This is a genomic window from Dialister sp. UBA1703 (genome assembly GCA_002320515.1).
Lineage (GTDB): Bacteria > Bacillota > Negativicutes > Veillonellales > Dialisteraceae > Dialister.
Window position 1 is genome coordinate 10,747 of sequence record DCJJ01000039.1, and the last position, 11,504, is coordinate 22,250.

Consider the following 11,504-nt stretch of genomic DNA (forward strand, 5'->3'; position numbering starts at 1 on the left):
CGTCGACTTATTCCTTGCATTGAATAAAAATTCAAGAATGAAATCCGATAACGATTTAATCAGCGCTTCCCTAATGTCACAAGCAGCATGGTGGCAGGAGATTTCTCGGCTCAGAGCCTCAATAGAACAAAAAGCATTATCATCCATAGCCACATGCAGCATCGCTCGAAATGACGTAGAGGCAGGAAGCAGACTGTCATTTGGTCAATTTCTGTGAAAATTTATATATACAAAAGGGGCTGTGAAAAAATGTAATTTTTTTCACAGCCCCTGCTTGCTGTAATCAATCTTTCACCCTGCCGAAGGGCACCTTCATTTTCAGCCTGCCCGGAATATAATCATCCCTGCCCCATTCGGCAATGTGCATAGAGCCCTCTGCCCCCGCTTCCACACGGCACAGGGCGCAGTTTCCAATGGGATGCTTCCATAAATCATTCAGGGGATACCCGGCGATTTTGAAAAGGATGGTACTGAGGCAGCCCATATGGCTTACCAGAAGGACGGTCTTCCCCTCTTCCCTATGAACCATGGCCATAAAGGCCTTCCATGCCCGCTCCTGCACCTGGCGGAAGGTCTCCCCGCCGTCAATATGCACATCCCCCGGGCTGCTCCTCCAGAAATCATACTGTCCCGGATAGAGCGCATCCATTTCATCCGGCGTATGGCCGTCCCACTTTCCCAGGTCGATTTCCATAAACCCCTTTTCCTCAATCAGTGGGATATTCCTTTTTCCCCTTATGATTTCTGCCGTCTTTTCTGCCCGCGAAAGGGGACTGGTGTAAATCACATCAAAGGGGACGTCTGCCAGCGCCTTTGCCGCACAGGATGCCTGCTCCCTGCCCCTTTCGTTCAAAGGGATGTCACTCCGCCCCTGCATGCGGTGCGCCCCGTTCCAGTCCGTTTCTCCATGCCGTACCATGTATACTGTCGTCATAGCCTGCCTCCTTTGGTTCTATCATACCACGTTTTTCCCTTTGGATACTCGCAAACCATAGAAAGGTTTCAGAGGGAGGTGGCGGCTTCGCCGCGCCCCCTTCCTGCTTTCGGGAATACCATGTTTCGCCGCCATTGACTCAGCCTCAGCCCCCCTCTCACGCCGTCAGGAAGATTTCCAGTCCGATGCCTATGAGGATGAATCCCCCTGCCATGGTGGCTTTGTCCGCCAATTTCATGCCGAAGCGGCGGCCCAGGAGGATGCCTGCAAAACAGATGAAGAAGGTCACCAGGCCGATGATAAAGGAAGAGGCTGCCGCCTGTGCCATGCCGTAGGAGGCAATGGTGAAGCCTACGGACAGGGCATCCATGGAAGTAGCCAGGCCCTGGATGAGAAGGCACTTGAAGTCCGTTTCCGGGCATACTTCCTCTTCCTGTCCGGAAAGGCCGTCCTTAATCATCAGAATGCCCAGGGTGCAGAGAAGGATAAGGGCCATCCAGGGAATATAGGGAAGCAGGCTTTTGAAAATATCCAGAATCCAGTGGACGCATATCCAGCCCGCCAGGGGCATAAGGAACTGGAAGAAGCCGAAGGTGCCTGCAATGAGGGTGATCCTCCTCATTTTCATGAAGGGCTCATGAATGCCGTTGGCCAGGGACACGGAAAAAGCGTCCATGGCAAGAGCCGCTCCCAGAAGCACACTGTTGAAAAGAAATAAAAAATCCATAACTCCACTTCCCCAATCCACGAATATCCTCACGAAGCCAACAAAAAAAGACTCCGTGCAGGCAAAAACCATGCACGTGAGTCTCGCAATTTCAAGGAAAGCCAGGCCGGAAAGGGCTGATGCCAAAGGTTCATGTCATCAGTGCTTCCAAAGGCCAGTATGTTGACTTGCTCCACAGGGTGGCTGCTACTCCCTCACATATTGAGAATCATATCATTTCATACTTCTTCTGTCAACGATTTTATCGATAGATTTCCCCTATTCGTAAAATCGAAACTAATTCTCATTTAGCCGGTTAAGGAAGTGTTTCCAGCACATCCTGCCAGCTGTCATACCGGAAATCTCCCATGTCCCGGAGCTTTTCCCTGTCTCCTTCAGAATACCGGTCATAGATAACCCCCACAGGGATACCGGCGGCCTTGGCCGCCTCCACCCCTGCCAGGGAGTCTTCGAAAATGAAGCAGTCTTCCTTTGTAAGGCCCAGGTCTGCCATCAGCTTTTCATGCACCTCCGGCGACGGCTTAATGGAAGATACATCCTCCCTTGTATAAATGGCAGTGAAATACCTGTCCAGCGGCGCTTTCTTCCGGATATTATCATTCAGGCTGCGGTAAATATCCATATTGGCCCTTTTGGTGGTGGTGGCAACGACCAGGGTCTTTCCCAGGCTGTGGAGCCTTTTGATGACCTCCGGCGCCCCGTCCTTGTAGTCCACCCTATGGATGAGGAAATCCCGGGAAATTTCATATCGCTTCCGGAAAACTTCTTCACCCCTCCAGCGGCAGCTGCAGTAACGGGCCAGGGCAAGGCAGTAGGAGAGATAGGGGTTCTCGTCATCCCCATGGGCAGCCAGAAAGCTGTCCCGCCTTCTCCCTACCGCCATTTCATCCTCCGCCGGTCCGCCCATGGCTTCCATGAGGGCCTGGTCCACCTGGTTCCATACGCCTATGGAGTCGATGAGGGTGCCGTCCATGTCAAAGATAACAGCCTTGGCTCCAAGAAGGAGATTCTTATTCTTTTCCAAAGGGCTTCACTCCTGCCACCGCTTCCTTGGCGTCAATCCTTTTTTCGCCATTGTCCACGTCGATTAATACATAGCGGTCATTGCCCATACCCATTTCCTTCATGTAAGTGAGCTGTCGAAGGCCGTGACGGGACTCCATCCGTTCCACCAGGTCATGATGGTCTTCTTCCTTCATGGCATATACCATGTCCACCGAAGCCTGGTCGATGGCCAGAATGTCCAGGGAAGCCAGGATTCCCACGTTCGGCGTCACCACAGGCATGGCGTTCACTCCTTCGCAGTCGCAGGATACGGACATATTCCGCATCACATTGATGAAGGCGATATGTTTTCCAAAATAATCTACAGTCGCTTTGGAAGATTCGGTCATTCTTTCCATGAATTCTTCCTTGGCAATGGACCACTGATCCTTGCCGGGCCAGGTATGAATCATGGCTTTGCCGATACGTCCATCGGCGCAGCCGATGCCGATGTTTTTATTGGAGCCGCCAAATCCGCCCTGCACATGGCCTTTGAAATGGGTAAGCACCAGCATGGAGTCATAATGGGTCTGATGGCTGCCTACGGACATTTCCGTGAACCACTTGCCCCCCTTCACCGGAAGCATGACAGTCCCTTCCTCGTCCATAATGTCCACCGGCGCGAAGGTCCAGCCGTTCACTTCCAGTGTCTTTCTATGGTCTTCCGTGGTATACCGGTCCCCTTCATAGTAGGTATTGGTCTCCACAATGGCGGCGCCGGGGATTTCCTTTTCCATGAGCTCCTTCACCCAGGGCCGGGGAATGATATTGGGGCCATGCTGCTCTCCCGTATGAAGCTTCACCGCCACTTTGCCGGTGAAGTTTTCTTTGATTTTTTCATACATACGGATAAGTCCTGCCGCCGATAAATCACGGGTGAAATAGACAATGGACTCATTGCCTGTCCTCTCCCCGTAGGGAATGTAATGGTCTCCGCCAATACCTGCTTTTTTCTCTTTTTCCATTTCATTTTCCTCCATCATAAGGAAAAACCTGCTCAGCCTACTTTTCGTCCAGAAAGCGTGCCACCTCCGGATTCTTCCTGATTTCCCGAATATCCTCCTCTGTGGGATAGACGGGGATGTCCCGGTCATGGTTCACAAGGCAGAGGAATCCAAGAATGTCTCCCATATCCGCCTTGAACTGGTGCCATTCCCAGGGAGCGATGGTGATGAAATCCCCTTCATGGACTTCCACCACCTGCTTTCCCAGAAGAGCATGGCCCTTCCCTTTGAAAATCATGACTGCATGCATATGCTCATGATGTTCAAAGGAAGAGAAGCCTCCCTTTTCCACCTGGAAATAGCGGAACTGTACCGGAAGATCCGCTTCGTTATCAAAAAGAACCTGTTTGGTCACATCCCGGAAAACGCCGGGATTTTCCTTGTAAATGTGGGGCTCAATGCCGTCCCATCTGTTTTTGTCCTGATGAAATCGATGTATCATATGTCCTCCTGTTCTCTCATTATTTTATCATAGAAGAGAAAGGAAGGGGATACCGCTTCCATCATCCTTATTATAAAAAGTGAAAGTGGACTTTAGTCAAGGGGGGAGATGGTGAACTAGTGAGCTAGTGGTGGACTAGTCCACTAGTCCACTAGTCCACTAACTCAAAAACGCCTCCCCAGGGGGGAAGCGTTTTTTGCTGCAGACTATTTCAGCACTCCGATTTCCTTGTAGTACTTTTCAGCACCCGGATGGAGAGGTACGCCTGCAATGTCCTTTACTGCATTTTCAGCGGTAAGGCCTTTCAGGTTCTTCTGGGACTGTCCCATTTCATCCATGTGTTCCCAGAGGGTCTTGGTGAGCTGGTAAACCACGTCTTCCGGCAGGTCGCCGCGGCAGAACATAACCATCTTAATGGCAGAGGTCTGTACGTCCTTGTCCTGGTTGGGGTAGGTGCCTGCCTTAATGGTATACTTAGTGTACCAGGGGTACTTGGCCTTCAGGGTATCCATGAGGGTATCGTCAATAGGTACCAGGTGGGCGCCGCTGGTAAGGGCCTGGGTGACGGCAGAGGCGGGAGCGCCGGACATAATCCAGGCACCGTCGATGGAGCCGTTCTGGATCATATCAGCAGCGTCGCCGAAAGTAATGTATTCCGCTTTAATATCATCGGGGAACTTCATGCCTGCGGCGGTGAGGTGGGCTTCCGCTTCGTTGTACACAGAAGAGCCGGCGGAAGCAACCGCAAAGTGCTTGCCCTTAATGTCCTGGATGTTTTCAATGCCGGAGTTGGCGCTGGCTACTACCTGGTTAGGGTTGAGGTAGAGGCCGCCGATGACCTTCAGGTCCGGATAGGCATGATCCTTGAAGGTGTCCAGTCCCTTATAGCACTGGTATACGTTGCTGGCAATGGCAATGGATACCTGGGCTTCTCCGTCGGATACCATGTTCAGGTTTTCAATGCCGCCGGCAGAGGCCTGGCTGGCTGCCTGTACGCCGGGTACATTATTGCTCCACATATTGGTAATGGCTGCGCCTACCGCATAGAGGGCGCCGGAGGCTCCGGCGGTGGGGAAATTAATTTTCAAGGTCTGCCCTGCTGCAGGCTTGGCGCTGCTTTCTGCCTTCTTATCATCTCCGCAGCCTGCAAAGGCGCCTGCCATCACCATAGCCGCCATGGATACTGCCAATACTTTCTTCCAGTTTTTCATCATGTTTCCTCCCTTGCTGCAATTCTTCCTTTATAAACTCTTTTTCTATAAATGACAGCCCACCCGATAAAACATGGAAGGGCTGCAATTTCTACACCCTTTCGATTTCCTTATCCTTATGGTTTCTTCTCATCCACTGGTAAATGCAGACCGCTGCAATCCCTGCAGCCCCTGCGGCGTCGGTGAATACACCGGGGAGAAGCAGGAAAGGCGATGAAACAATAAGGATGATCCTTTCCACTGCGCTGCAGCGGCGGAGCATCCACCCTTCCAGCCCTGCCACCAGGGCAAAGGTGCCTATCAGGGCAGTAAACACAGCCCAGCCTGTATCAAAGAGGGTGGCTGTCTTGGAAACGCCGATGAGGAGCACCGGGTTATCCAGGAAAAAGAAGGGGATAATAAATCCGATCAGTCCCAGCCGTACCGCCCAGAGGCCTGTCTTCGTCTGGTCCGAATCCGCAATACCGGAAGCCACATAGGCAGACATGGCCACCGGCGGGGTAATATTGGACAGGCAGGCATAAATAAGGCAGAACAGGTGGGCAATGAGGGGCATGGCGCCTGCCTTGATAAGCACCGGCACCGCCACTGCCTGCACGATGACATAGGCAGCCACGCCGGGAACGCCCATGCCCAGAATGGCGGACATGATCATCACCAGGAAGCCTGCCAGGTAAATGCTTCCGCCGTTCACCACGGACAGGATAAGGTAGCCCATGTTAAGCCCCAGGGATGTGAGGGTTACTGTGCCGATAATCACACCGATAATGACACAGCATACGCCTACGGAAATGGCGCTTCTGGCCCCTTCCACCACCGCCGCCAGGATCTTGTCCGGCGTCATGCGGGTATCCTTACGAAGCCAGCTGGCCCCGATGGTGACGAAAATGGAAATCACCGCTGCATAAAGAGGCGTAAAGCCTGCAAACATGAGGCCGATGAGACTGATAAGAGGCAGCACCAGATGGCCCTGCTCCTTGATGACCTTCATGGCATTGGGGATATTTTCCTTGGCAATGCCCGAAAGCCCCAGCCTTTTGGCCTCAAAATGAACGGCCAGAAGAAGGCCCACATAGTAGAGAAGTGCCGGCGTTACCGCTGCCAGGGCCACATAGGTATAGGAAAGGTTCAGGAATTCCGCCATTACGAAGCCCACGGCCCCCATAATAGGCGGCGTAAACTGACCGCCGGTGGAAGCCACCGCTTCTACGGCGCCGGCGAATTCCTTCTTATACCCCGTCCGCTTCATCAAAGGAATGGTAATGGTGCCGGTGGTAGCCACATTGGCAATGGCAGAACCATTGATCATGCCCATAAGGCCCGAAGCAATCACCGCCACCTTGGCAGGGCCGCCGGATGTGCGTCCCACCAGGGTGAGGGAAAAATCATTAATGAAATGGGAAAATCCGCTGTATTTCAAAAAGGCGCCGAATACGACGAAAAGGAAAATATAGGTAGCCGACACGCCGATACCGGTGCCCAGAAGACCCTGGGTGCCCCAGAACTGGGTAATGAGCACACGCTTCAGCGTAAAACCGTTGTGTCCCAGGTATCCCGGCAGGTAGGCGCCGAACCAGTTATAAGCCAGGAAAACGGCTGCCAGAATGGCCAGATTTCCCGACGCCCTTCTGGCCGCCTCAAAGACGCACACCAGGGCCACCAGGGCAATGCCGATTTCCAGACTGCTGATACGTCCTCCCGTCTGGGCAATGCGGGTATAGTTGAAAATCAGGTACAGGAAAGACCCGGCAGAACCAAGGATAAAGAACCAGTCCCACAGAGGCGGCACCTTTCTCCGCCGCTTCTCCTTCTTATAGGTAGGAAATAAAAGAAAGGTAAATACCAGAAGGAAAATACAGTGAATAGCCCGTAGATTAATGGCGCTGATGGCGCCGATGGTGGTGAAATACAGCTGGAACGCCGTCCACAGGCATAAAAGAACCACAATCGCCTTTCCCAGAGGGCCGTCGTAAATCCTCATGCGGGAATCGGCATCCTTGTCCTCCAGCATCTTCCGGGCTTTTCTGTCCAGCTCCGCTTTCGTCCCCTCCACATCTTCCAGGCGGACGTCTGCTTTGTCATTGTTCATTTGTCAAAACTCCTCCCAAACTTCTATCCTCCGTTAAAGGGTGTCCCCTATTCCGAAAGTAATTAATGAAAGTATATCACGAAAGGAAATCCTATGCCACCAGGACTGATGAGCCGCCGGAAAAGCAGGCACATGGTATGGGAAATGGGGACCGAGGACTGGGGAACGGGGAATGGGGAACGGGGACTGGGGAACGGGAAACAGGGCAGCCGGAAAGTGCTTCCGCCGGCAGGGAAAGCACTTTCCCGATGGATGTGGGAATTTGCATTTAACCTGTAAATCTAATATAATAGAAAAAAATATTAGATTACAAGGCAGAGTCTGTTCACCGACAGGCTCCGTCTATTTCTTTATAAGGGGCTTTTTATTGTATCGGACAAATTTATAGAAAAATATCGTTATACCGAGTCTTATCATCATTGCATCAGTTGCACTGGGATGCATCATGGTGCCTGAGGGCGCGAAGGCCGTCCTGACCTTCCTCAAGCAGGAACTGTTCAACTCCTTCAGCTGGATCTACATTCTCAGCGTGGCCTTCTTCCTGTTCCTCGTCGTGCTCTGCCTCGGCAAGCTCGGTGAGATCCGCTTGGGCGACGATGACGAGGAGCCTGAGTATTCATTCTTCTCCTGGCTCTACATGCTTTTTTCTGCTGGCATGGGCATCGGCCTGATGTATTTCGGCGTGGCAGAGCCGATCTCGCATCTGTCGGCGCCACTTCACAGCATGGCCTCGCCTGTCGTGCAGACAAAGGAGGCCATGCTCAACACGCTGTTCCACTGGGGAATCCACGCTTGGGCAATCTACGGGATCATCGGCCTCTCTCTGGCTTATTTCGGCTTCCGTTACCGTCTGCCGGTGACCGTCCGCTCTGGCTTCTATCCCCTGCTCAAGCATCGGATCTACAGCACGCCGGGCACGGTCATCGACATCCTGGCACTCTGCGCTACGATCTTTGGCCTGACGACCACGCTCGGCTTCGGTGCCATGCAGCTCCATGCCGGACTCCGGGAAATCGGAGCGATGCCTGGTGCATCCTTCCAGAGCCTTGTCTTCATCATCCTGCTGTCCATCGGAGCTGCCGTCTTGTCCTCTATCTCCGGCGTCGGCAAAGGGCTCCGCTACCTGAGTCAGGGCAATCTGATCCTAGCCATCTCCCTCATGCTCTTCGTGCTGCTGACAGGGCCGACCGTCTACATCCTGGCTGCCTTTACCGAGAACATCGGCTACTACTTGACGCACATCGTAGAGCTGTCCTTCCGCACCTTTGCCTATGAGAGTACAAAGGAAGAGTGGTTCACGAGCTGGACCATCATGTACTGGGCCTGGTGGATTTCCTGGGCACCGTTCGTCGGCCTGTTCATCGCCAAGATTTCCCGCGGGCACACGATCCGCGAATTCGTCGTCTGTGTCCTGCTGATCCCAACTGTCTTCAACCTGCTCTGGATGACCGTCTTCGGCAACGGAGCCATCTGGATGGATGCACAGACAGCAGGCATGCTGACACAGGCAGCTGCTGAAACAGACCGCCTCTTATTCCTGTTCCTCAACCAGCTGCCGCTTCCTGCCATCACATCGCTGACAGCCATCCTGATCATCGCGATCTTCTTCATCACGTCGGCTGATTCCGGCATATTCGTCATCAACTCCATCGCCTCACAGGGTAAGAGCACCTTCCCGAAATGGCAGAGCATCCTCTGGGGAAGCATGCTCGCCATACTGGCCATCGGCCTGCTCTACTCCGGCGGGCTTGAAGCATTACAGACTATGACAGTCATCATGGCACTGCCGTTCTCCCTCATCATGGTCGTCATGGCCTTCTGCCTGCTACGCGGCCTCTGGGTAGATGACTCGTATTTCAGCCGGAATCTCTCCAAGAGCACGGCCTACTGGGACGGCAAGCACTGGCAGGCGCGTCTGAAAAAAGTCGTCTCCACGGGAAAACTCGAGGATGTGCGTGCCTTCCTGCGCGATGTCGCCGAGCCTGCCTTTGAGGAACTGAAGGCGGAATTCGCGAAGAACGGGATTGCGGCGCAGATCCGCAGCGGTGAAGAAGACGGGCTCCCGTACTGCGAACTCATCGTCGAGAGCGGCCGTCTCCGCGACTTCCTTTACGGTGTCGGCTGCAAGGAACACGCCGTCTCCAAGATGGCCGTCTCCTCCAGCCTCCTCCCGAATATGGATACGGTAGATGACTTCGAGCCGGTCTGCTACTTTGCCGACGGCAGGCGCGGCTACAGCCTCAAGTACATGCGCCGCGAGGAACTGCTGACCGATGGCCTGCGCCAGTACGAGCGCTATATCCGCATGATTGCCAACAGCAAGCATAATCTGTACCTATTCGACAAGAAGAACGATGAGACGTAATCTCTCCTTTGAAAGGTGATGTGAGAAAATGATGTGGCGTGATCTATTCAATCTAAAGGGAGGCGCCGCCTCCATCCAGGAAATCAACCAGCGCATCCTTGAGGATGCGACGGTATCGGGGACGAATCTCATCGTCCTCGTCATGGCCATCATGATTGCCTGTGTCGGCCTGAACATGAACAGCGTCGCCGTCATCATCGGCGCCATGCTGATCTCCCCGCTCATGGGCGGGATCGTGGCCATCGGGTACGGCATGGCCACATACGATGTGCACTTCATCCGTCAGTCCATCATCAAGCTCGCCTTCCAGGTGGGATTCGCCATCCTGACGGCCTCCCTCTACTTCGCCATCTCGCCGCTGGCCTACTCGACGGACGAGCTTCTGGCACGCACCTCGCCTACCATCTGGGATGTCATCGTCGCCCTGTGCGGCGGCATTGCAGGGGCCGTCGGCAATACGCGTCAGGAAAAGAGCAATATCATCCCCGGCGTAGCCATCGCTACCGCTCTGATGCCTCCGCTCTGCACAGCCGGATACGGGCTGGCATCTGGCCATTACCCCTTCTTCCTCGGCGCGATGTACCTCTTTTTCATCAATGCCTTCTTCATCGCACTCGCAGCCTTCCTCGTCTTCAAAGCCCTCGGCGTCCCATCGCATGGTGATGTCGCAGCCTCACAATTCCAGCGGCAGCGAATCATCCTGGCGGCTCTCGGCATCTTGATCACGACGCCGAGCATCTATCTCGCCTATCAGATGGTCGAGGAGAATCTGCGCGACATGCAGGTTAAGAACTTCATCAGCGAGGACATGGACTCCCAGACGACGAGTGTCGTCTCCTACACCGTAAAGGACCACGTCCTCACCGTCGATCTCGTGGGCACACTGCTGACCGAGAAAGAGATTGATGCCCTTCAGGACGAACTGCACGCGCGCAACAGGCTCCAAGACCTCGAGCTCGTCGTCATTCAGGGGCAGCGCGAACTCGACCGCGAGCAAGTCCAGAACCTCATCAATGCGCGGCTCGAGAAGCAGAGCACTTCCGAAAAGGAAGTCTCCTACAAGAACCTCTCCGCGCAGTATTACCCGGCCTACAAGCGCGCGAGCGCAGACCAGCAGACCATCGAGCTCCTCACCCAGCAGGCCCCCCTTCTCTTCCCCAAGGTCCTGTCCATCCAGGGCGGCACATTGACATCCGTAACGCCCCAGAAGGATCAGCCAAAAATAGAGAACAAAGTGGACCACAAGCGCTTCATGGTCGAAGTCATCGTCAAAGAGCCGCTCCGCCCAGAAGAAGCCGACCGCTTGCAGAAGTGGATTGCCGCACAGGTCGATATGCCTGTCCTCATGACCGTCCAGACTGCAGATCATCCCAGTGACTTCTACGGCAACGGCATCGCCTGGCCATAAAAAAACCTGCCTTCACCATCAAGGTGAGGGCAGGTTTTTTCTCTAGGCTCAAGCCGTCTGGCTCTTGGCGCGGCGGCTCATGCAGAAGCCGGTGAGGATGACGCCTGCGGCGAGGACAGCCTAGATGGCAATGGCTGCCCAGTCGCCGACGGCGCTCGTGATCATCGTGCCGAGGATCTTGTCGTGGGCAATCATGGAGCCAGCCGTCCAGCCTAAATAGCGATTGAAGGAAATGGAATTGTACTCAAGAATAAGAAGAAAGGCGGCGTTTCGGAAGTGC

Annotated in this window: 10 protein-coding genes; 3 read left to right on the top strand and 7 right to left on the bottom strand. The window is 54.0% G+C overall.

The genetic code is table 11. The annotated features are described in order from the left end of the window. Positions 1–217: hypothetical protein (locus B2Y11_RS01925; protein WP_291055459.1), on the top strand; the 217-nt coding region annotated here is incomplete at its 5' end. 66 nt (positions 218–283) lie between these two features. Here the strand turns inward: B2Y11_RS01925 and B2Y11_RS01930 are convergent. From B2Y11_RS01930 to B2Y11_RS01960, 7 genes are all read right to left on the bottom strand, one after another. After that, the gene (locus B2Y11_RS01930) at positions 284–934 is read right to left on the bottom strand and encodes a histidine phosphatase family protein (protein ID WP_291055462.1); all 651 of its coding nucleotides are present in this window, start codon (positions 932–934) and stop codon (positions 284–286) included. 157 nt (positions 935–1,091) lie between these two features. Beyond that, on the bottom strand, positions 1,092–1,661 hold the full coding sequence (locus B2Y11_RS01935; protein ID WP_288269258.1) for a manganese efflux pump MntP family protein: 570 nt from the start codon (positions 1,659–1,661) through the stop codon (positions 1,092–1,094). 295 nt (positions 1,662–1,956) lie between these two features. Beyond that, the gene (locus tag B2Y11_RS01940) at positions 1,957–2,685 is read right to left on the bottom strand and encodes an HAD family hydrolase (RefSeq protein WP_291055466.1); all 729 of its coding nucleotides are present in this window, start codon (positions 2,683–2,685) and stop codon (positions 1,957–1,959) included. Continuing rightward, complete coding sequence (locus B2Y11_RS01945) at positions 2,672–3,670, bottom strand: DUF362 domain-containing protein (protein WP_291055470.1); 999 nt, start codon at positions 3,668–3,670, stop codon at positions 2,672–2,674. Before B2Y11_RS01945 ends, B2Y11_RS01940 begins: the two co-directional genes overlap by 14 nt. A gap of 37 nt (positions 3,671–3,707) precedes the next feature. Continuing rightward, on the bottom strand, positions 3,708–4,151 hold the full coding sequence (locus tag B2Y11_RS01950; RefSeq protein ID WP_291055473.1) for a cupin domain-containing protein: 444 nt from the start codon (positions 4,149–4,151) through the stop codon (positions 3,708–3,710). Between the two features lie 206 nt (positions 4,152–4,357). After that, entirely contained in the window at positions 4,358–5,365 is a 1,008-nt protein-coding gene (locus B2Y11_RS01955) for a TAXI family TRAP transporter solute-binding subunit (RefSeq protein ID WP_288269254.1), read from the bottom strand. Positions 5,366–5,453: 88 nt separating this feature from the next. After that, positions 5,454–7,451, bottom strand: coding sequence for a TRAP transporter permease (locus tag B2Y11_RS01960; protein WP_291055478.1), 1,998 nt, complete (start codon positions 7,449–7,451; stop codon positions 5,454–5,456). Positions 7,452–7,851: 400 nt separating this feature from the next. Here B2Y11_RS01960 and B2Y11_RS01965 point away from each other — a divergent pair, with 400 nt between their 5' ends. Both B2Y11_RS01965 and B2Y11_RS01970 read left to right on the top strand, forming a co-directional pair. Next, positions 7,852–9,816, top strand: coding sequence for a BCCT family transporter (locus B2Y11_RS01965; RefSeq protein WP_291055485.1), 1,965 nt, complete (start codon positions 7,852–7,854; stop codon positions 9,814–9,816). Positions 9,817–9,844: 28 nt separating this feature from the next. Further along, entirely contained in the window at positions 9,845–11,224 is a 1,380-nt protein-coding gene (locus tag B2Y11_RS01970; RefSeq protein WP_291055481.1) for a DUF389 domain-containing protein, read from the top strand. Positions 11,225–11,504: the final 280 nt, after the last annotated feature.